20 protein-coding genes are annotated in these 19,701 nt (G+C 61.9%); 9 read left to right on the plus strand and 11 right to left on the minus strand.

Going from position 1 to position 19,701, the window contains the following annotated elements:
- Positions 1-76 precede the first annotated feature (76 nt).
- Both HHL24_RS04975 and HHL24_RS04980 read left to right on the plus strand, forming a co-directional pair.
- Positions 77-1,186, plus strand: coding sequence for a porin (locus HHL24_RS04975; RefSeq protein ID WP_169484335.1), 1,110 nt, complete (start codon positions 77-79; stop codon positions 1,184-1,186).
- 2 nt (positions 1,187-1,188) lie between these two features.
- Complete coding sequence (locus HHL24_RS04980; RefSeq protein ID WP_230417331.1) at positions 1,189-2,310, plus strand: nucleoside hydrolase; 1,122 nt, start codon at positions 1,189-1,191, stop codon at positions 2,308-2,310.
- Positions 2,311-2,376: 66 nt separating this feature from the next.
- On the opposite strand, the gene HHL24_RS04985 is transcribed toward HHL24_RS04980, so the two are convergent.
- A complete protein-coding gene (locus HHL24_RS04985) occupies positions 2,377-3,303 on the minus strand; it encodes a LysR family transcriptional regulator (RefSeq protein WP_169484336.1) in 927 nt (308 codons plus the stop codon).
- Positions 3,304-3,386: 83 nt separating this feature from the next.
- On the opposite strand from HHL24_RS04985, the gene HHL24_RS04990 reads away from it, so the two are divergent.
- Positions 3,387-4,733 carry an NCS2 family permease gene (locus HHL24_RS04990; RefSeq protein WP_169484338.1) on the plus strand — a complete coding sequence of 449 codons (1,347 nt, stop codon included), beginning with the start codon at positions 3,387-3,389 and terminating at the stop codon, positions 4,731-4,733.
- 103 nt (positions 4,734-4,836) lie between these two features.
- Entirely contained in the window at positions 4,837-5,934 is a 1,098-nt protein-coding gene (add, locus tag HHL24_RS04995; RefSeq protein ID WP_169484340.1) for an adenosine deaminase, read from the plus strand.
- A 52-nt stretch (positions 5,935-5,986) separates the two neighbouring features.
- Here the strand turns inward: add and HHL24_RS05000 are convergent, their stop codons facing one another.
- The gene (locus HHL24_RS05000; protein WP_169484342.1) at positions 5,987-6,847 is read right to left on the minus strand and encodes a LysR family transcriptional regulator; all 861 of its coding nucleotides are present in this window, start codon (positions 6,845-6,847) and stop codon (positions 5,987-5,989) included.
- 171 nt (positions 6,848-7,018) lie between these two features.
- Between HHL24_RS05000 and HHL24_RS05005 the strand changes: the two genes are divergently transcribed.
- The 3 genes from HHL24_RS05005 to HHL24_RS05015 all read left to right on the plus strand — a co-directional run bounded on the left by HHL24_RS05005 (position 7,019) and on the right by HHL24_RS05015 (position 10,172).
- Entirely contained in the window at positions 7,019-8,419 is a 1,401-nt protein-coding gene (locus HHL24_RS05005) for a DHA2 family efflux MFS transporter permease subunit (protein ID WP_169484344.1), read from the plus strand.
- A 422-nt stretch (positions 8,420-8,841) separates the two neighbouring features.
- Complete coding sequence (locus HHL24_RS05010) at positions 8,842-9,771, plus strand: LysR family transcriptional regulator (protein ID WP_169484346.1); 930 nt, start codon at positions 8,842-8,844, stop codon at positions 9,769-9,771.
- A 164-nt stretch (positions 9,772-9,935) separates the two neighbouring features.
- Positions 9,936-10,172, plus strand: a complete 237-nt coding sequence (locus tag HHL24_RS05015; RefSeq protein ID WP_169484348.1) for a hypothetical protein — start codon at positions 9,936-9,938, stop codon at positions 10,170-10,172.
- A gap of 59 nt (positions 10,173-10,231) precedes the next feature.
- Here HHL24_RS05015 and HHL24_RS05020 read toward each other — a convergent pair whose 3' ends face one another.
- The 9 genes from HHL24_RS05020 to HHL24_RS05060 all read right to left on the minus strand — a co-directional run bounded on the left by HHL24_RS05020 (position 10,232) and on the right by HHL24_RS05060 (position 17,704).
- Positions 10,232-10,948, minus strand: coding sequence for a Crp/Fnr family transcriptional regulator (locus tag HHL24_RS05020; RefSeq protein ID WP_169484350.1), 717 nt, complete (start codon positions 10,946-10,948; stop codon positions 10,232-10,234).
- Positions 10,949-11,167: 219 nt separating this feature from the next.
- A complete protein-coding gene (locus tag HHL24_RS05025; RefSeq protein WP_169484352.1) occupies positions 11,168-11,410 on the minus strand; it encodes a hypothetical protein in 243 nt (80 codons plus the stop codon).
- A gap of 113 nt (positions 11,411-11,523) precedes the next feature.
- Positions 11,524-11,775 carry a DUF1488 family protein gene (locus HHL24_RS05030; protein ID WP_093644935.1) on the minus strand — a complete coding sequence of 84 codons (252 nt, stop codon included), beginning with the start codon at positions 11,773-11,775 and terminating at the stop codon, positions 11,524-11,526.
- Between the two features lie 100 nt (positions 11,776-11,875).
- The gene (locus tag HHL24_RS05035) at positions 11,876-12,109 is read right to left on the minus strand and encodes a hypothetical protein (protein ID WP_169484354.1); all 234 of its coding nucleotides are present in this window, start codon (positions 12,107-12,109) and stop codon (positions 11,876-11,878) included.
- 301 nt (positions 12,110-12,410) lie between these two features.
- Positions 12,411-13,859, minus strand: a complete 1,449-nt coding sequence (locus HHL24_RS05040) for an amidohydrolase family protein (protein WP_169484356.1) — start codon at positions 13,857-13,859, stop codon at positions 12,411-12,413.
- A gap of 18 nt (positions 13,860-13,877) precedes the next feature.
- The gene (locus tag HHL24_RS05045) at positions 13,878-14,741 is read right to left on the minus strand and encodes an ABC transporter permease (protein WP_230417332.1); all 864 of its coding nucleotides are present in this window, start codon (positions 14,739-14,741) and stop codon (positions 13,878-13,880) included.
- Positions 14,738-15,571 carry an ABC transporter ATP-binding protein gene (locus HHL24_RS05050; protein WP_169484358.1) on the minus strand — a complete coding sequence of 278 codons (834 nt, stop codon included), beginning with the start codon at positions 15,569-15,571 and terminating at the stop codon, positions 14,738-14,740. Before HHL24_RS05050 ends, HHL24_RS05045 begins: the two co-directional genes overlap by 4 nt.
- Positions 15,572-15,573: 2 nt before the next feature.
- On the minus strand, positions 15,574-16,620 hold the full coding sequence (locus HHL24_RS05055; protein WP_169484359.1) for an aromatic ring-hydroxylating dioxygenase subunit alpha: 1,047 nt from the start codon (positions 16,618-16,620) through the stop codon (positions 15,574-15,576).
- Positions 16,621-16,678: 58 nt separating this feature from the next.
- Positions 16,679-17,704, minus strand: coding sequence for an ABC transporter substrate-binding protein (locus HHL24_RS05060; protein WP_169484442.1), 1,026 nt, complete (start codon positions 17,702-17,704; stop codon positions 16,679-16,681).
- 624 nt (positions 17,705-18,328) lie between these two features.
- Here HHL24_RS05060 and HHL24_RS05065 point away from each other — a divergent pair.
- Positions 18,329-18,508 carry a hypothetical protein gene (locus tag HHL24_RS05065; protein WP_169484360.1) on the plus strand — a complete coding sequence of 60 codons (180 nt, stop codon included), beginning with the start codon at positions 18,329-18,331 and terminating at the stop codon, positions 18,506-18,508.
- Between the two features lie 205 nt (positions 18,509-18,713).
- Positions 18,714-19,700 (plus strand): glycosyltransferase family 2 protein, encoded by a 987-nt coding sequence (locus HHL24_RS05070; RefSeq protein ID WP_169484361.1) that lies wholly within the window; start codon positions 18,714-18,716, stop codon positions 19,698-19,700.
- Position 19,701 lies beyond the last annotated feature (1 nt).

Below are 19,701 nucleotides of genomic sequence, written 5' to 3' on the forward strand. Positions count from 1 at the left end.
CGACGACTTCGTATAGTCGAGCCCAGTTCGAATGCGCCCCATGCTCGGCGCCCTCCTTTCCCGCTCCTGGACCACGATGAAACTACTCAAGTTCGCCCCTCTCGCGATCGCCGGCGTACTCTCCAGCGCCGCCCATGCGCAAAGCAGCGTGACGCTGTATGGCCTGATTTCGGCGGGCGTCGGCTATGCGACGAATCAAGGCGGCAAGAACGCTTGGCAAGCGCTCTCGGGGACTGACCAGAATCCGCGCTGGGGTCTGAAGGGCGTCGAAGATCTGGGCGGCGGCACGAGCGCGATCTTCCAGTTGGAAAACGGCTTTAACGTGATGACCGGCACCGCGTCGCAAAACGGCCGCGAATTCGGCCGGCAGGCGTTTGTCGGGCTCGCCAGCAAGAAGTTCGGTACATTGACTTTCGGCCGTCAGTACGACACGGTGCACGACTACGTCGGCCCGGTGATCATCGCGAGCAACGGCGTGAACATCGGCGACAACGACAACGGCTATAACGACATCCGCGTGCAAAACGCAGTGAAGTACGTGACGCCCGACTATCGCGGCCTGAAGGCCACGGCCGAATATGGTTTCAGCAATGCCACCGGTTTCGCCAACAACAATGCGTACAGCTTCGGCGCCGGTTACGAGAACGGCCCGCTGAAGTGGAGCGTGGTCTACGCGCAGTACAACAACCCGTTTAGCGCGACCAATCCGGACGGCGCCATTTCGAACGACTATGCGTCGTCGCTGCTGATCTTCGCGAAGAGCGCGCTGCATCCGGCCGCGTATGCGAGCAAGCAGCGCATCTTCGGCACGGGCGGCTTCTACACGGTCGGTCCCGCGCAATTTGCAGCGCTTTTCACCGATGTCCGCTACGATTATCTCGACGGTTCGCACCTGCATTTGCAGAACTACAACCTGAACCTGAACTACCACGTGGGCCCCGCGTTCATTCTCGGCGCAGCGTATGCCTTTACTGATGGCAAATACGATGTGATCAACACGAGCCCCAAATGGCATCAGGTCAATCTGCAAGCCGACTATTACCTGTCGAAACGCACCGACGTCGCGTTGACCGTGATCGCGCAGCAAGCCGCCGGCGACGCGCAACACGCGCAGATTTTTGCCTACGCTCAATCCACCGGCATCCGTCAGATGATCACGACGGTCGGCATGCGCCACGTGTTCTGACCATGATGAAAGCTTTCGATCCAACGCAAGAGCGGCGCGCGTTTTTGCGCACGGCCATGGGCCTGGCTGCGAGTGCATCAGCGTGGCCGATGTTTGCCGGCGCCGCCGCGGGTTCGGCCGGCATCGCTGACGCGGCAAGTGGCACCTCCTCTTCGAGCTACGCCGCTTTGCAAAGCGGCGCGCGCCGCAGCGTGATCATCGATTGCGATCCCGGTCAGGATGACGCGATTGCGATCCTGTTCGCCCTCGGTGCGAGCGACCGGCTCGATGTGCGCGCAATCACGACGGTCGCGGGCAACGTGCCGCTCAATCTCACCGAGCGCAACGCGCGCATCGTGCGTGACTGGGCCGAGCGGTCGCAATCGCTGCCGGTATATGCGGGCTGTCCGCGCCCGCTCACGCGCGAACTGATCACAGCCGCCAACGTGCACGGTAAGACCGGCCTCGAAGGCGTGCCGCTGCATGAACCGCTCGCGCCTCTCGCGCCGCAGCACGCGGTTGCCTTTCTGATCGACACCCTGCGCGCCGCGGCGCCGCATAGCGTGACGCTGTGCGCGCTCGGGCCGTTGACCAACCTCGCCACCGCGTTCACCGAAGCGCCGGAGATCCGCAACGGCATCCGCGAAATCGTGCTGATGGGTGGCGCCTTCTTCGAACGCGGCAACATCACGCCCGCGGCCGAGTTCAATATCTACGTCGACCCGCAAGCCGCGCAAGTCGTCTTTGCCAGCGGCGTGCCGATCGTCGTGCTGCCGCGCGACGTCGCCGTAAAAGCGCCGATCACGCCGGCGCGGATCGCGCCGATTCGCGCACTCGGCAATCGCTGCGGCACGATGGCCGCCGACATCATGGCTGCGGAAGTCGCGTATCAGAAGGGACGCCGGGGCGTTGAAGAAGCGCCGATGTACGACCCCTGCGCGACCGGCTACCTGATCGAGCCGTCTCTATTCAAAGGACGCGAGGTCAACGTGATGATCGAGACAGTCGGCGAATGGACGCTCGGTGAAACCGTGGTGGACTGGAGCGGACACAGCGGCCGTAAGCCGAACGCGACCTGGATCACCGAAGTCGACGCGGACGGTTTTTATGCCGCCTTGCGCGCCCGGCTTGCCACGCTGCCGTGACCAGGCCACCCCGTGAGTGAACTCGTGAAAGGCTCGACAACGGTCACGCATTCTGAGCGCTTTGCGTCAGATATGTGCGGCGATCCACTCGCGGCAAGCACGCACGTGCGGGCCGCGATCGTCGCCGGCGAGCGAAATCAGTGCGATCGAACGGGTGACGCGCGGCTTGTCGAGGCGCAACGCGACCAGCTCCGTATCGTGCAGATGCATGGTGTAGAGACTGGGCAGCACCGCAATCGCCAGACGGTGGCGCACGAGTTCGTACAACGGCTCCGTGTACTCGACGCGGTACGCGACCGTCAGTTGCAGACCTTCGGCCCCACCGGTGCGCTGCAGCGCATCGCTGACGCTGCCGCGCACGAACACCGCCAGGTCGCGGCCCACCAGCTTTGCCCACGCAAGACTCTTCTTCTGCGCAAGCGGATCGTCGCGCCGCACCACCACCACGATCTGATCCTCGAACAGATCCTGGTAGCGCAACGCGGCTTCGCCATCGTTGTCCGCCGCGGCCGCATCGGGCTCGTGCACACCGACGCCGAAATCGGCCGCGCCCTGGCGCACGGCGTCGATCAAGGCGGTATTCGGCATATCGTTCAGCGTGAAGCGCAGCGACGGTTGTTGTGCGCGCAACGAGATAAGCGCGGGCAACAGGCGCGCCGCCGCCGACGGAATCAGCCCGATGCGCACCGTCTGCACGCGCTCGGCGAAGGTGCTCGCCATATCGTCGAAGGTGCCGCGCGCCTGATTGAGCAGGCGCTCAGCGAGCGGCAGGACGCTGGCGCCCGCGTGCGTGAGCGTCAGCCGATGCGCGGAGCGCGCGAACAGCGGGCCGCCGAGCAGGAACTCGATCTGCCGGATCGCCGCCGTCAGCGCAGGCTGCGTCAAGGCGAGCGACTGCGCGGCCTGCGTGAAGCTGCGCGCATGCGCGAGCGTAACGAAGTACTGGATTTGGCGCAGCGTGAGCGCGGGCAGCAGGGACGAACGGTCGGTCATGGAGAGCAATGCATCGACGCAATGCGCAGCAGTATAAATGGCGTGGTTACAGGATGAATCAATTGATTAATAACGAATCTTCAATGCCGAAGACAAACAACCCCGCACACGTCACGCGCGGCGGCTGGCTCGAACGGCGTTTCACGCTCGCCGAGCGCAAGACCAGCGTGCGTATCGAAACGATCGCCGGCATCACGTCGTTTCTCGCGGCCGCCTATTTGCTGGTCGTGATTCCGTCGCTGCTGTCGGCGGGCGGCATGGATCGTGGCGCCGCCACCACCGCGACGATTCTCGTGTTCGTGCTGAGCACGGTGCTGATGGCGCTATATGCGAATCTGCCGTTTCTGGTGGGCCCCGGCATCGGCGGCTCGGTGATTCTCGGCATTACGCTCGCGGGCGAGCACGTCGCGTGGCAAACGGGCCTGGGCATTGCGTTCGTGTCCGGTGTGCTGTTTCTGATCCTGACCCTGGTGGGCGCGCGCAGCCTCGTGGTGCGCTTGATTCCGGCGCAGATCAAGCTCGGTCTCGGGGCATCGATTGGTTTGTTCATCGCGGTGCTCGGCTTCCGTAACGCCGGGATGGTGATCGCCAACGCGAAGACCAATGCGCTTGCGCTCGGCGATTTCTCGCGGCCCGGCACACTGGTGGCATTGATCGGCCTCGGCGCGGCTGTCGTGCTGCAAGGCCGCCGCGTGCCCGGCGCGATTCTGTGGGCGATCCTGATTGCGGCCGGCGCCGGTGTGCCGCTTGGCGTCACGCATATGCCAGCGTCGTTTCTGTCGTGGCCGCATAGCATCGCGCCGATCGCATTCAAGCTCGACATTGCGAGCGCATTGAGTGTGGCCGCGATTCCGTATCTGTTCGTATTCTTCGCGGCGGAGTTTTTCTCGACGCTTGGCACCACACTCGCGGTCGGCGCGAAAGCGGATCTGCTCGACGAGAACGCCAATCTGCCGAACATCAACCGCCCGTTTCTCGTCGATTCGATTGCCGCGACGCTCGGTCCGGTGTTCGGCATTCCGGCGCTCACCGCGCTGGTGGAATCCGCGGCAGGCGTTGAAGCGGGTGGCCGTACCGGCCTCTCCTCACTCGCCGCGGCCGCGATGTTCGCACTGATGCTGTTGTTCGTACCGGTCGCTTTGGCCATTCCGAAAGAAGCAACTGCCCCGGCGCTGATCCTGATCGGGCTGTCGATGTTCAGCACGATTCGCCATACGCATTTCGACGACTTCAGCGACTCGCTGCCCGTTCTTTCGATGGTGCTGCTCACGCTGATGTCGAACAGTTTCGGCACCGGTATCGCGGGCGGCCTGCTGTGCTATGTCCTCGTCAAACTGCTCGCCGGACGTTTCCGTGAAGTACCGTGGGGCCTCTATGTACTGGCCGTACCGCTCGGCTATTACTTCTATACCGTCGTCAAGCCGCATTGAGTTCTTCGCTTCAGCTATCTAGCGTAGCTGCACGTTTTCATCCTGCATTCGCACTAAACTGAGTTTGGGTCGAGTTTTACGCACTACCGAAAAACATACCGACATGAAAGAGACATTGGGCAATGTGCCCGCATCGCGCCTCGGCATTACGTTGACCGACGCCCATCGCGCCTTCTTCACCGCCCTGCCGAAGGTCGAGTTGCATTGCCACCTGCTGGGCGCGGTGCGTCACGAGACCTTTATCGCGCTCGCCGAAAAAAGCAATGCGCCGATCGACCGCCAGGAGATCGACGGCTTCTATACGCGCGGCGAAAAACCCGTCGGCGTGCTGCGTGTGCTGCGCGCGCTCGATGAGCATCTGCTCACGCACGCAGACGACCTGCGTCGCATCACCTACGAATATCTCGCCGATGCCGCCGCGCACCAGGTGCGTCATAGCGAATTCTTCTGGAATCCTACCGGCACGGTACGCGTCTCGAAGATTCCCTATGCCGATGCGCAAGCAGCCATCGTCACCGCGATTCGCGACGCCGCGCGCGACTTCGGCATCAGCGCGCGACTGATCCCGAGCATCGACCGCGAAGCCGATCCCGACGAAGCGGTCGCGCTGGTCGACTGGATGTGCGCGCATCGCGCGGAGGAAGTGGCGGGCCTCGGCATCGACTACCGCGAGAATGACCGGCCGCCTGAGTTGTTCTGGAAGGCGTATCGCAATGCGCGTAACGCCGGCTTCAAAACCACCGCGCATGCGGGCGAATTCGGCATGCCGTGGCGCAATGTCGAGACGGCCGTCGACCTGCTGCAATGCGACCGGATCGATCACGGCTATACGATCGTCGACAACCCGCAGTTGGCTGCTCAATACGCGGAGCGCGGCATCGTGTTCACCGTGGTGCCGACCAACTCCTACTATTTGCGCACGCTCGCCCCCGAAGTCTGGGCCGAACAGCATCCGATGCGGCGCATGCCGGGCCTGGGCCTGAAAATTCACCCGAATACCGACGACCCCACGCTGCACAAAGTGACGCCAAGCGAAGCCTGGCAATTGATGCATAGCCACTTCGGCTTCAGCATCGCCGAGTTGCGGCAATTCATGCTGAACGGCATCGACGGCGCCTGGATCGACGAAGCGACGCGCCACGCATGGCGCGCGGCGTGGGGCGCGGAGTTCGATGCGTTGGCAGCGGCCTTGCCCGCTTAAGCGGAACAGCGCCTCGGGTCACGCCACCCACTCAGGCGCCGGCCGCGCGGCGTCATTCACCAATCCACGAACCGCGTAAATCGCTGTCGTGCAGCAATTGCAGCAACGTGCCCGCCGGACGGCTCAGCCGTTTGGCGGCCAGCGCGATAAATTCCACCGAAGGCAGGGTCGGCAGATTGGCCGCGTTGAGCGGCGACGCGAGGCCGCGCGCGGCCAGATACTGCGGACGAACCGTGATGCCGAGCCCACCGCGCGCGGCTGCAATACAGCCCGCGTGACTGCTGCTCGTGCAGACCACCTGCCAGCTGAAACCGGCTTCGGCGAGCGCATCGAGCACCACGGCCCGCGTCACGCTCGGCTCGGCGACCAGAATCAGCGGCAACGGCTGGCTGAGGTCGACCAGCGTGCCGGTGCGTGCCAGCCACTCCAGCCGGCCCGTGAAAAGCGGCACACCGCGGCGATCGCCCAGACGCCGCTTACCGACCAGCAGATCGATCGAGCCGGCGTCCAGCAACTCATACAACTTGCCGGTCATGCCGATCGTGATTTCCAGTTCGACATCGGGATGGGCGTCGCGAAACGCCGCCAGCACCGTGGGCAGCGGTCCGAGCGCGACGTCGTCCGATGAACCGAGCCGCACGCGCCCTTTCAGGCGCGGCGCACGGAACTGCGACTCGGCCCGTGCGAGCGCTTTCAGGATCACGCTGGCGTGGGCGAGCATGGCCTCGCCGTCCGGGGTCACCGCGAGCGAATGGGTGTCGCGCACGAACAGGCGCCGCCCGACGCTCTGTTCGAGCCGGCGGATATGTTCGCTGACGCTCGACTGCGTGAGATCGAGTTGCCGCCCCGCCTCGGTGAAGCTGTGGCAGGCTGCGACGGTTGTGAAGGTCTTGAGCCAGATGGGATTGAGCATGCGCCATTGTGGTCCTGGTTATCGGCAAAGTCGATAACAGTCAACGCCCCTAGTGGGGTTCCCGATTGACGCCGATGTCAATATCATGACGGAATCCCCCCAACGATTGCTCCAGGCACGGCCCGCCGGTCCGTCCGCCCCGCCGCCCCCGCAGCAGCAGCTCAATTGAACATGAACAAGGATTCCGCCCAGACCGCGCTACTCTGGATCGTCGCCGCCGGCTTTTTCATGCAGTCGCTCGACACCACGATCGTCAACACCGCGTTGCCGTCGATCGCGCACAGCCTGCACGTCGCGCCCCTCGCGATGCAGCCGATTGTGGTCGCTTACACGCTGACAATGGCGATGCTCACCCCCGCGTCGGGCTGGCTCGCCGACCGCTTCGGCACGCGGCGCGTCTATTTCGTGGCGATTCTCGTCTTCGTGCTCGGGTCGATCTGCTGTGCGAGCGCGCATACGCTCGGCCAACTGGTGATGGCGAGGGTCCTGCAAGGGCTGGGCGGCTCGATGCTGCTGCCGATCGGACGGCTCGCCGTCCTGCGCAGCGTCTCGAGCGAGCAATACGTGTCGGCGCTCGCGTTCATTTCGATTGCCGGTCAATTAGGGCCGATCGCCGGCCCAACGCTCGGCGGCTGGTTCGTTCAGGCCATCACGTGGCACTGGATCTTTCTGATCAATGTGCCGATCGGCGCGCTGGGCCTCTACGCGGTGCAGCGGTATTTGCCGGCGCATGGCGAAACCCAGGCGCCGCCGTTCGACTTCGTCGGTTGTGGGCTGCTGTCGCTGTGCATGATCGCGTTTTCGCTGGCCGTCGACGCGCCGGTCCACACGCACCGTGCGGCATGGTCAGCGGGGCTCTTCGCGCTCGCTCTGGTCAGCGCGCTCGCCTACATTCCACACGCAAAGCGCCGCAACAACCCGCTCTTCAAACTCTCGCTCTTCAGCGAACCGAATTTCAGCGTCGGTCTGATCGGCAACCTGATATGCCGTATCGGCTCGAGCGCCGTGCCGTTCCTCGTGCCGTTGCTGCTGCAACTGCAACTGGGTTACTCACCGCTGCGTTCCGGTCTGATGATGCTGCCCGCCGCGCTTGCCGGCACCGTCGCCAAACGCTGGATTGCACCGCTCGTGCGCCGCTATGGCTATGACACGTTCCTGCTCGTCAACACGGTGATCGTGGGGTCGGCGATCGTTGCGTTTGCATTGATTACGCGTGATACACCGCTCATCGTCGGGATCGTCATTCTGGCCGTGTTCGGCGCGGCCAACTCCATGCAGTTCGCGGCGATGAACAGCGTCACGCTCAAAGGCCTCTCGCGCGAAGATGCCGGCAGCGGCAACAGCCTCTTTTCGATGGTGCAGATGCTGGCGATCGGGCTGGGCGTCTCGATCGGCGGCGGGCTGGTGAATCTGTTCTCGGCGCAATGGGGATCGGCGGCGCTCGGGTTTCGCCTAAGCTTCGTCTGCGTGGGCGTCATCACGCTGGTGTCGGCTTGGGTGTTTCGTCATCTGGACGAAGCGCCTGTCACCCGCGAGGTGCGGGGCCAGGCGTCTCAGGGCGCGGGACGCTGAAGGCCCGCGTGGTGGATTCGCAGACGCGCCTGGTCCTGGTCCTGGTCGTGGTTGCGCTGAGTTGGGCTTGATCGCAGAAATTCAGCGCAAAGCCGCCGCGTCCCTCAACCCGGCAAACAGATGCCGGAGAATCCCTCGCACACTTCAATCAAATAAAAACGTGCGACATGATGCCGTTCTCCGGTTGATCAGCGCAAATATGCCTGACGCATGACGAGAACCGCATTCCATTGTGCATCAGGCGAACTCACCCAGATTGGCCCCAACCGGGCGCCTGACGCGATAGCGCGGCTGTCATTCCACTCATGATGCTGCGTCATCGATTCGTTCGGACAGGTGGCGTTTCCCGACACTGATGCATGATTTCAAACGGTGTTTCGCGTTAGCATGTCACGCATTAAAGCATAACAAGGGAATATCACATGCCATTTGACGAGCGCATGCTGAACGGCATGGGCGTGCTGACGGCGATCGTCGACTGCGGCAGTTTTGCGGCGGCGGGCGAAGCACTCGACATGTCGCAATCCGGGGTCAGCCGTTCGGTTGCACGGCTTGAAGCACGCCTCGGCATCCGGCTATTCGACCGCACCACCCGCTCGGTCACGCTGACTGACGAAGGCCGGCGCTTTTACGAACAGATCGTGCCGCTGCTCGGTGGACTCGAGGAAGCGGCCGCCTCCGCGGCTCAGGGCGCCACGGCGGTTCGCGGACGTTTGCGCGTGAACATGGACCCGTTCTTTTCGCGTCTCGTGCTGGGGCCGAGGCTCGGCGGCTTCATCGATAAGCATCCCGATCTGCAACTCGAGTTGATCACGCGCGACCAGCTAGGCGATATGGTCGCCGACGGTTTCGACCTGGCGATCCGTTTCGGCGACCCGCCGGTTTCGACGCTGATTGCACGCAAGCTGCTGGACACGCGGATTCTGACCGTCGCCGCGCCGTCATATCTGAAGAAACATGGCCATCCCGCGAGCCCCGCCGAACTCGAAAGTGATAAGCATGTATGCATCAAGTTCCGTGACCCGCTGACGGGTTACCCGTTCAGCTGGGAGTTTCACCGCGGACGCAAGAAGATCGTGACTACGCCACGAGGCCGCTTGACCGTGAACGACGTCGGCACCTTGCATAGTGTGTGCACCGCGGGCCAGGGCGTTGCGCAGATTCTCGCGCTCGGCGCGGAGTCGTTGCTCGCCAATGGCAAACTGGTTGAACTGTTTCCCGACTGGGCCGACGAGGTTTATCCGCTGTATGCGCTCTATCCTTCGCGGCACCATCCGCCAGCCAAGGTGCGGGCATTCTTCGACTTCATTGTTTCGCTGACGGGGGGCTCGACACGCGAGCCGGCCGCTTGAGTCGCGGCTCGACCTGGGCAATCCTCTGCCGAAAATCATCGAGCGGCAGCCAAGCGTTTATCGGCATGGAAAGCGCGACTTCGCATACTGTACGGTAACGGGCAGACATCGTCCCGCGCTGCGCGCAGGCTGTGTAAAGGCACTCACAGCCATACGGATAACCTATGTCGAATTACCCATTCGAGAGCGATCTCGCTCATCTCGAACAGATTATTCCCTTTCTCGTGTCTGCCCCGCCGCTGGGCTGGCCCTATTGGCGACGGCGGATTCTCTCGTTGTCCCCCATTGAAGGACGATTGCCGGCTGGCAGCGTCCAACGTATCGGCAGGTTGATGGACGTATTCGAAAAGATCGAACGCAAGGCGTCACCGGACGCTGCAACCACAGCAACGGCACGGTAAGCGCGCTCGCGGCGAACCGGATCGGTAGCGCGTTACCTCGCTTCGCCAGGGAGCGTTCGCTAGATAGCCTGCAACGCCGGCAATAGCCGGTCGAACTCGCGTTTGACCACCGCGTAGCATTCACACACATGACCTTCCAGACCGGGCCGGTCCAGCACGGTGATATGGCCATGGCTATAGCGAATCAAACCGGCGTTTTGCAGTTTCAGCGCCGCTGCGGTGACGCCGGACCGGCGCACGCCGAGCATATTGGCGATCAATTCCTGGGTCATGCGCAACTCGTTCGACGGCAGGCGGTCGACGCTGAGCAGTAGCCAGCGACACAATTGTTGATCGATCGAATGATGGCGATTGCATACCGCCGTCTGCGCCATCTGAGTGATGAGTGCCTGCGTATAGCGCAACAAAAGGCGTTGCATCGGACCCGCGCGATTGAATTCGTCTTTCAGCATGCGAGCATTCAGGCGCCACGCGCGGCCCGCGCTTTGCACGATCGCGCGGCTCGGCGTGGTCTCGCCTCCCATGAACAACGACACACCGACGATGCCCTCGTGTCCCACGATAGCGATTTCCGCCGACGCGCCGTCTTCCATCACATAGAGCAATGAAATAATCGACGTGGTGGGGAAATAAACGTGTTCGAGCTGACCGCCGGATTCGTAGATGACCTGGCCTAGCGGCAAATCGACTTCGACCAGATACGGCTCGATGCGTGCCCATTCCGCCGTGGGCAACACCGCTAACAGCTGATTCGCTTTTGGGTCACCCTTGGGCATCGGTGGCTCCTTGCTGGGTTCCGAACGCGCCAGCGGCGCGGCTACGCATTGATCGGCGGAAACGGCGCAAGCCCCGGTCCCGCTGCAAAAGTGATTATGAACCGCGCGCCGGATGCACGCAGTCGTGTAAAGCACCCGCTCTGCCGCCACTGAAAGCTTTAATGGGCACGGCATAAATAGAAAAACCGGCTTTACGCCGGTTATTTTCGTTCCGAATGCCTAAAGCGTGGCGGGTTTCTTTTTGAGCGCCAGGACGCGGCGCGTTTGCATCAGCGTGCTCTTCGCGCCCAGCCACTTCGTGACGTGCTTGACCCATTGCTTCGGTGCGGCTTCATTGCCTTGGCCCTGCTGCAGCTCGTTTGCCGGCGGTGCGACCGCCTTATCGCTTTCCGCGAGGCGTGCTGCTTCACGCCGCCGTTTGCTGTCGGCGATTTCTTCTAGATTGACCTGGTCATCATCCATGCTGGAACTCCCGCGACAAAACAACGCGTGGCGCCGGTGGGCGCCGCGCTGCTTCGGCTGTGGAACAAGGCGGCGCACGGCAGGTCCGGTTGGACGTGCCGCGCCGCGCTGTATCAAGAAATCGTGTAGCGGTTTTGCGGGCCGCCGACATACAGACCGCGAGCAAGTGTGAGGATTTGCTCGCGATGACGGTCGAAGGCCGCCAGCACCGCCGGTTCGTCGGAACCTGCGCTTGGGCTCAGGTTCGAAATGACCGAATTGTTGACAGTGAAGGCGATTTCGCGCGCGTTGTCATAGCCCCAGAAATTGACGCAATGACGGAAGGCGTCGTAGCTGCGGCTTGGGTTCGGGAAGTTGAGGGACATGTCACGCTCCCGTGGTGTTTTCCTTCTTCACGGTGCGCCGAATGTGAGGCGTGGTCAAGGTGTAGTTTGTAAGTGTCCTACGCCCAACAACTCCGCTTCTCTAAGCCCTGTAAAAAGTCTTCCCTTGTTCAAGGATCGCGAGCGCCTGCAAAGTATCGTTAATGGCGTCCAGCAAACCAACGTCCTCCGCAGTCGCCTTCTTCTGCTGAACTCGCCTCAGGGCAAGATAAAACGTCAGCTTCCCGAAGGCTACGTCGTCAGTCCCGCTTCCTCCCTTGACTATCCTCGCAGCACTCTCGTTGATCTTATCTTCAACAAGTTGAGCCAAATCCATACTATTCTCCAAGACGACATGGTGTCAAAAACGGCCTGAAAGAAGCGCTTACCATGATTAATCAATATGGATACCGAACTGTATTCAACGCACTCTCGCATAAGAAATACGTCGATTGTTCGGCACGAAATGCATTGCCTGACCAGCACGGATGAAAGCAGTACGCAATGAAACGTTACGCGCCGGTCGGTTCAAGTATAACGATTACCACCGTTCGCGCTCGCCCTGCGACGCACCGCCACGCCACGATATACCGTGCGCTGTCGTACGGAATCATCGTCAATGTCATCTCGCGTAGAAGCTAGCCGCTCACTTCATCCAGCAACTCCCGAACAACATCCCTCGCCTCACGGCCCAGCTCTTTGAGATCAACGCCCTCGATCTGATCATTAACAACAACCGGCCTCCCAGCAGAAAAAAGCGCCGCCAGCGAAGGCCTCCCACCGGAGGCGACCGGCCCAATCGCCGGATCGTGCAACCCGAAATACCGTGGATCATCGAGCCGATAAACCGCGATATCCGCGGCATACCCAACCGCAATCTTCCCGACCTCATCCAGGCCCATAATCTGGGCGCCACCCGCCGTCCCCCAATGAATCACATCGGCCACACTCGCCGCATCCGCGCCGCCTTCGAAGCTTCCACCCCGATACGTCGGCTGCGCCAGCATGCCGCGCCGCGCGCGCTGCGCAAGCCACGTCATGTGCACTTCGGAAATCATATCGGCCGCTTCGTTCGAAGCCGCACCGTCGACGCCGATCGACACCGGCACGCCCGCGTCCGCCATCTCCCGTACCGGACAAATGCCGCTGCCCAGCCGCCCATTGCTCTGCGGACAATGCGCGACACCCGTGCCCGTCTGCGCAAGCAGCGCAATCTCGTCGGCGTCGACCTTGACGAGATGCGCGTACCACACATCGCTGCCGAGCCAGTCGTGCTCACCGCAGAACGCGACCGGCGACTGCCGGTACATCGAATGCGCACTGTCTTGATAGCCGACCGTCTCCGACAAGTGGCTGTGCAAACGCAAACCCAACCGGCGCGCAACCGCCGCCGTCTCACGCATCTGCGCAGGAGAAATCGAATACAACACCGTGGTCGGCGCCATCACAACCCGTTGCATCGCGCGCGGTGAGGCGTCATGGTATTGAGCCGCAAGCCGTTCGATATCGGCGATGTAGGCGTCCAGCGTCTCCGGTCGTAGCGCCGTCGGCAATTCGGCCTCGAGTTGCCGGGTTTGCGTCGCGCCGCCGCGCAGCAACACGAAACGCAGACCGAGCTTCTCCGCTTCTTCGAACAGAATCGCCGAACTGTCGAACGGCATGCCAGGGTAGTACATGTAGTTGTGATCGGCCACCGTCGCACAGCCCGAACGCGCAAGTTCGATCAGGCCGATGCGCGCCGCGAGCCGGAAGCGCCGCTCGTCGAATAGCGCGCGAAAGCGATACGGCGTAGCGGCAAGCCACGGCGTGAGCGTGGCATCAAGTCCGGCCGTGTCACCCTTGAGCAGCGACTGGAACAGATGGTGATGCGTGTTGACCCACGCCGGGTAAATCACGCAATCGGTGGCGTCCACTATCGTCTCGCCGGGCCGCGGAGTGAGCGCGCCGATCGCGTCGATCGTATCGCCGACGATGCGAATGTCGGGACCAGGCACACGCGATGGATCATCTGCCGTACCACGTCCGCCTGTCATGATCGCGGCCGCGTTGCGGATCAGCGTGGAAGGTTTGGTGTCGTATGTCGTCATAAGCCTGAGCGTGAGATATCAAAGTTGGCTATCGTGCCAGCCACGCAAACCGATGCGCGACACCCATGCCGTGATGGCGAACAGCACGACCCCCGTCACGGTGATCAGCAGCAGCGCCGCAAAGAGCCGGGGAATATTCAGCTGAAAACCCGCTTGCAGAATCTGATAGGCAAGCCCCGCGCCACTGCCGCCCGTTCCTGCAACGAACTCGGCGACCACCGCGCCGATCAACGACAACCCGCTCGAAATCCGCAGGCCGCCGAAGAAATACGGCAACGCGCTCGGAATGCGCAGGCGCACCAAAGTCTGCCAACGGGTCGCGCGATTGATCTTGAAGAGGTTGATCAATCCCGGATTCACACTGCGCAAGCCGAGCGCCGTGTTCGAGATGATCGGGAACAGGGCCACCAACGTTGCGCACAGCACCAGCGCCACATTCATGTCCTTGACCCAGATGATGATCAACGGTGCAATCGCCACGACCGGCGTTACCTGCAACAGAATCGCATAGGGAAACAGGCTTGCTTCGATCAGTGGACTCTGCACGAACAGCAAGGCGATGACGACGCCCAGCACGGTGGCAAGCGCAAACGCCAGCAGCGTAATTTTCAACGTCGCCAGCAAGCTGCTGAACAGCAAGGGCGCGTCCTGCACCAACTCGGTCACGATCGCCGACGGCGACGGCACCAGATAGGCCGGCACCTTCATCAGCACGCACCAGCCCTGCCACAACGCCAGCACCACGATCCCGACAACCCAAGGCGCGATCGCCTTCGTCACACCTGGACGTTGCAACCACGGTCGACGCGCGGGCTTCGCAGCCGCCGGGCTCCGCGTGGCGTTGGGGTTGGCCGGATGACCCGCAAGCACTTCGCCCGTCATGATTGCACTCCTGTTTCTTCGTTCGCGAACGACGCGCGATGCGCATCGGTAATCAGCTCGGAGAGCGCCTTGCAGTGCTGCATGAACGGCTCGCTGACGCGGAATGCGTCGTCGCGTTCGGGCGGACCGTCAATCGGCACTTCCGCGATGATGCGGCCCGGCCGCGCCTGCATCACCACCACGCGGCTCGATAGATACACGGCTTCGTAAATGCTGTGCGTGACGAACACCACCGTCATGCCGCGCCGTTGCCACAGCGCGCGCAAATCGCTGTCAAGGCGGTTGCGGGTGAATTCGTCGAGCGCGCCGAAGGGTTCGTCGAGCAGCAGCAGATCCGGCTCGGTGACGAGCGCTCGCGCCAGCGACGCGCGCATCTGCATGCCGCCCGACAACTCGCGCGGCAGCACCTTGCCGAACTTCGCGAGCCCCACGCCATCGAGTGCCTCGGCCACACGCACATCGGCTTCACGGCGCGGCACGTGCGCGAGATCGAGCGGCAGGCGCACGTTATCGGCGACGCTCGCCCATGGCATCAAGGTCGCTTCCTGAAATACCATCGACATGCGCCGCCCTGTCGAGCCGACCGTGTCGAACGGTTGTCCCCACCAGCGCATATGCCCGTGCGTCGGCGTTTCGATGCCGGCAAACATTTTCAGCAAGGTGCTCTTGCCGCAACCGGACGGCCCGAGCAAGGAGATGAACTCGCCGGGTTCGATCGACAGCCGCACATCTTCGAGCGCGACCGTACCGTTCGGATAGCGCTTGTCGACGCGCTGCACCGACAGCAACGGCGCAGGCGGCTTCGGGGAATAGGGTTCTGTCGACGCCATGATCATTGCTCCACGTTGATGGGGAACACTTCGCGAAATACTTCGGACTCGCCGTTATCGTCCAGCAGCTTCAGCAACATGCGGCGCATCAGCAAACCGGGCTGGTCCGACTCCATGTGACATTCCTGCTGACGGCGTACGTCGATGCACGCGTCGTAGTCGGTGGCTTCGAGAATGTCGCGGTCTTCGTCGGTGATCGGACGGTCCCAGTCGATCAGTTCCTGCGTCGAGCACGCGTCTTCGGTATCGTTTCGATAGAGCCATTGCGACAGCATCAGCGTGCGGTCGTCGATCGGCGTCGCGCAGTTATAGATGATGTGATGGATGCCGCTCGCCGGATACACGCAGCCGAAGCGGCGCGCGAACGGCATGTACCAGCGGTTGATCAGATGGCGCTCGGTAACTTCCTCGGTCGTGCCCGTGATGCGATAGCTCGCCGGCGGATTGCGCACAGGTACATGCGTCTCGGCCTCAAAGCCCCACTCGTTTGGCCGGAATTCGTACTTCGACGGCTTCGGGTTGTCGAACAGACCGAAGTTGCCTTTGTGCACGAAACTGAAGTGCGAGTTATCGAACGAATTTTCCATCATGCGCAGCGGGCTCGTTTCCCAGCGCTCGTAGAACTGCAGGATGCGGCGGTAGCCGGGCGCGCCTTCTTCTGGAAACTCGGGAATCGGCTGTAGCGGATCTTCCAGGGCGACCCACGCGTAGCCGTAGCGTTCTTCGCAGTGATACGACGGCACGATCGCGCGCGACGGGATCGCACTGCCATTGTTCTGCGGAATCTTCACGCATTGACCCGTGCAGTCGTAGGTCCAGCCGTGATAACCGCAGGCGATATTGCCGTCGCTGTCGACGAAACCCTTCGACAGTTTCGCTGTGCGATGGCAGCACCGATCGCGCAGCGCGTGCGGCTTGCCGCCTGCGCCCTTCCATAACACGATCGGCTCACCGAGCAAGGTGAACGGCTGCGGACCGGCATCGAGTTGCGTCATCGGCATGATTGCGTACCAGAAGCGGCGCAAGACTTTTTGACGGGTGACCAGCATGGTGAAACTCCTTCTTTAAGCGTTCAGGCGTATATGCGGCGCATGCGTTAAGGAACCCTTAGGGCATGACCTTCGTGTTCTGGATGTATTGCAGCGTGTAGGCCGCGCGATAGTCGGTCGAGGGCTTGAGCAGTTTCGCTTCGACCATGTAATCGAAGGTCTTCTTCCAGCGCGCGTCGGTCATCGTGCCGATGCCTTGCGTAGCTGCATCGCCGCCCGTCACGAGCTTGAGCTTCTTCAGTTGCGCGACGCCGTACGCGAGTTGCGCGTCGCTCATCTGCGGGTTGTCTTTCTTGATCAGCACGTTTGCCGGCGCCGGATCGTTCAGATAGCTTTTCCAGCCTTCCATCGATGCCTTCACGAAACGCGCCACCATGTCCGGCTTGTTCTTCAGCGTGTCGCGCATCGTCACGATCGTCGAGTTGTACGGCGGATAGCCGTCGTCGGCGAACAGGAAGAAGTGCGCGTTCGCGTGCGCCTGTTCGGCCTGAAACGTTTCCGACGACGGATACGCCTGCATCGCCACATTCGGATCGGCGAAGAACGGTTGCAGGTTGAAGGTGTACGGACGTGCTTGCGCTTCGGTGTAGCCGTACTTCGCTTTGAGCCACGGCCACCAGGTCGTGCGGCCCGAGCCCGCGACCAGAATCGTCTTGTTCTTCAGACCCGCGAGACTCGTCACGTCGGCGTGGGTCATCATGCCTTGCGGGTCGAACTGGAACGCCGCGGCGACCGTCGTCACGGGAATGCCTTCTTCGACGCTGGAGAGGACCTGGAAGTCGTAGCCCATCAGGAAATCCGCCTGGCCTCCGGCGAGCAATTGCATGCCGTTGACTTGCGGACCGCCCATTTTGATCGTGACATCCAGGCCGTACTTCTTATAGATACCTGTCGCGACGGCCTGATAGAAACCGCCGTGCTCAGCTTGTGCATACCAACTGGTCAGCAGCGTCACGTGATCTTCGGCGTGGACCAACGGCGCGGCGAGCGTGACACCGGCGAGCGCTGCGGCGCTTGCAGCGCTTGCGGCGCGTGCGACTAGTGAGCGAGACGAGGAGCGAAGCGAGCGGCCGCAAAGAGCCATTCGGGTAATGCGGGAAAGGAGACGCAGAACGCACATGACTGAACTCCGTGTGAACGTGGGGGGTAGTGGAAAGGCAAAACGACAGGGAGCGTCGACACGATCCATGCTATGCACGTGAGGTGTGCGACGGACGTGACGTACGGACGCACGAGGGCGGCCTCGCGAGACAGCAAAACTCGCGAAAGCGAAGACGCAATCGAGGACGCACAACAGTCGTGTGAAAAATTGGGGCAACTGCATCGCACGCTCCTTGTTGGCGGAACCGGACGGTTCCGTTCAAACGCCGAATTGCTTCGACGTGGGCGCACGATGCGCCCCAAGAGCAATGCCCCACGATGACCGGCCTATACATGCCGGCTCGCTAGCCGCTTCTACTCTGATTTCCTGTTAAGCGAATGTCGTGCCAGTTGGCGCGAAGCGCCCGATGATGCGGCGATTCAAGGCTTTGACGTGTCGCACCTCGGCCGCGGCGCCGGGGTCTTGCACTCACGCGTAACGTCTCAGCACCGCGCGGGTGCATCCTGTGCGTTTTTGGCGCTCGCCGGCGCTGGGCGAAGAGTGAGAACAGCACGCTCGGGCCCACGCCTTGCTGCTTTATAGATGTTCTCAAACCAGGAGCACGCCATGAGCGAAACGAAAGAAGGCAAACCCACCACGCCGGCCGATATCGAACATCCGCAGCCCACGGTCCACAGTGACAATGAGAAAAGCAAGCTGCCGGAACGCGACGACGAGGGGCGCAATCAGTCGCCGGCGGACCATCCCGGCAAGAAACCCGGAGAGGGTGAGCCGTCAGTCAGTTGAATTATTAAGTACCAACCACAAGCGGCTTTGCTGCGTTTTTGCGGCAAAGCCGCACAAATTTTCCCCTTCGAACCCCTTTCAAAACGCGGACATTTTTTCCGATTTATTACCGATTATTTTTTTCTTGTAATGAACTATTTTGCTGCATGCAGCAATGTGTGCGCAAAGCGAACCGGCTGCCCCTTAACAAAGAAAGGAGACGCCTGTGTTCACCTTCCCCTCCTCTCAATCCCATTCCTCTCCCCAGGTTTCCATTTGCCTGCCGACCTGCAACCGGCCTGAACTGATCGCGGAGTGTATCGATTCGTGCCTCGCGCAGACGTACGGCAATCTGGAGATTGTGATCGGAGACGATTCAAAGGACGAGCGCACCCAGCAGTTGATCGCACAGCGCTATCCGAACGAGCCGCGCATCCGCTATGCGATGAACCAGCCGCCGCTTGGCCAGGCGCGCAATGTCGCGAGCCTTTTTGAGCGGGCGCACGGCGACAAGATCCTGCTGATTCACGATGACGACCTCCTCACGACCGACGGCATCGAAAAGCTGGTGTCGCTATGGAAGCTTCATCCGCAACTCGAAGTGGCATTCGCCGATCAGTACGAGGCCGATCACACCGGCGCCGTCGACTTCGAGGCCAGCACGCGCCTGAACACTGCGTTTCGACGCACCCGGGACGCGCAAGGCCTGCAGCCGCTGCCGGGCAGAACCGGCTTGATCCAGATGTTCCCCAACAACGGCTGGATGGCCAACGCGGAACTCGTGAAACGGATCGGCTACAAGGAACAGTACGGCATGTGTTGCGATTTCGTATTCGGCACCGAACTCTGTCTCGCCGCGCGCGAGGTGTTTTATCTGCACGAATACGTCTCGGTCTATCGCAAGACGGCGGCCTCGATCTCGCAAAGCACGCGCGGCACTACGGTCGCGGCGACCGTTAACGCTTACGCCTTTGTGAAAGCACTGAAGCTGCCGTCGCAACTGGAACCGTCACGCAAGCTGGCATTGCGCCGGCTCGCGCCGATCGTCGTTTCGGTCTATGCAAAGAATCGCGAGCCGCTGCTCGGCTTGAAGATCGCGCTCACGCATCTGTTCGCATACGACTACGGTTTCAGCATGCGGCTCTATTACCACCTGCTCATGCTCTCACGTGCGGTCGTGAGCATGCCGCAGCGGTTCAGGCAAGTCGGTTAGC

It is taken from the genome of Paraburkholderia polaris (genome assembly GCF_012927345.1).
Taxonomy (GTDB): Bacteria; Pseudomonadota; Gammaproteobacteria; order Burkholderiales; family Burkholderiaceae; genus Paraburkholderia; species Paraburkholderia polaris.

Excerpts from the sequence above, each read along its gene's own strand:
- HHL24_RS05030 (WP_093644935.1), bottom strand. The coding sequence starts at position 11,775 with ATGTCCCTCAACTTCCCGAACCCAAGCCGCAGCTACGACGCCTTCCGT.
- HHL24_RS05035 (WP_169484354.1), bottom strand. The coding sequence starts at position 12,109 with ATGGATTTGGCTCAACTTGTTGAAGATAAGATCAACGAGAGTGCTGCG.
- HHL24_RS05020 (WP_169484350.1), bottom strand. The coding sequence starts at position 10,948 with ATGCCCAAGGGTGACCCAAAAGCGAATCAGCTGTTAGCGGTGTTGCCC.
- HHL24_RS05040 (WP_169484356.1), bottom strand. The coding sequence starts at position 13,859 with ATGACGACATACGACACCAAACCTTCCACGCTGATCCGCAACGCGGCC.
- HHL24_RS05000 (WP_169484342.1), bottom strand. The coding sequence starts at position 6,847 with ATGCTCAATCCCATCTGGCTCAAGACCTTCACAACCGTCGCAGCCTGC.
- HHL24_RS05045 (WP_230417332.1), bottom strand. The coding sequence starts at position 14,741 with ATGACGGGCGAAGTGCTTGCGGGTCATCCGGCCAACCCCAACGCCACG.
- HHL24_RS05055 (WP_169484359.1), bottom strand. The coding sequence starts at position 16,620 with ATGCTGGTCACCCGTCAAAAAGTCTTGCGCCGCTTCTGGTACGCAATC.
- HHL24_RS04980 (WP_230417331.1), top strand. The coding sequence starts at position 1,189 with ATGATGAAAGCTTTCGATCCAACGCAAGAGCGGCGCGCGTTTTTGCGC.
- add (WP_169484340.1), top strand. The coding sequence starts at position 4,837 with ATGAAAGAGACATTGGGCAATGTGCCCGCATCGCGCCTCGGCATTACG.
- HHL24_RS05025 (WP_169484352.1), bottom strand. The coding sequence starts at position 11,410 with ATGGATGATGACCAGGTCAATCTAGAAGAAATCGCCGACAGCAAACGG.
- HHL24_RS05060 (WP_169484442.1), bottom strand. The coding sequence starts at position 17,704 with ATGGCTCTTTGCGGCCGCTCGCTTCGCTCCTCGTCTCGCTCACTAGTC.
- HHL24_RS05015 (WP_169484348.1), top strand. The coding sequence starts at position 9,936 with ATGTCGAATTACCCATTCGAGAGCGATCTCGCTCATCTCGAACAGATT.
- HHL24_RS05010 (WP_169484346.1), top strand. The coding sequence starts at position 8,842 with ATGCCATTTGACGAGCGCATGCTGAACGGCATGGGCGTGCTGACGGCG.
- HHL24_RS04975 (WP_169484335.1), top strand. The coding sequence starts at position 77 with ATGAAACTACTCAAGTTCGCCCCTCTCGCGATCGCCGGCGTACTCTCC.
- HHL24_RS04985 (WP_169484336.1), bottom strand. The coding sequence starts at position 3,303 with ATGACCGACCGTTCGTCCCTGCTGCCCGCGCTCACGCTGCGCCAAATC.
- HHL24_RS04990 (WP_169484338.1), top strand. The coding sequence starts at position 3,387 with ATGCCGAAGACAAACAACCCCGCACACGTCACGCGCGGCGGCTGGCTC.
- HHL24_RS05005 (WP_169484344.1), top strand. The coding sequence starts at position 7,019 with ATGAACAAGGATTCCGCCCAGACCGCGCTACTCTGGATCGTCGCCGCC.
- HHL24_RS05050 (WP_169484358.1), bottom strand. The coding sequence starts at position 15,571 with ATGGCGTCGACAGAACCCTATTCCCCGAAGCCGCCTGCGCCGTTGCTG.
- HHL24_RS05065 (WP_169484360.1), top strand. The coding sequence starts at position 18,329 with ATGAGCGAAACGAAAGAAGGCAAACCCACCACGCCGGCCGATATCGAA.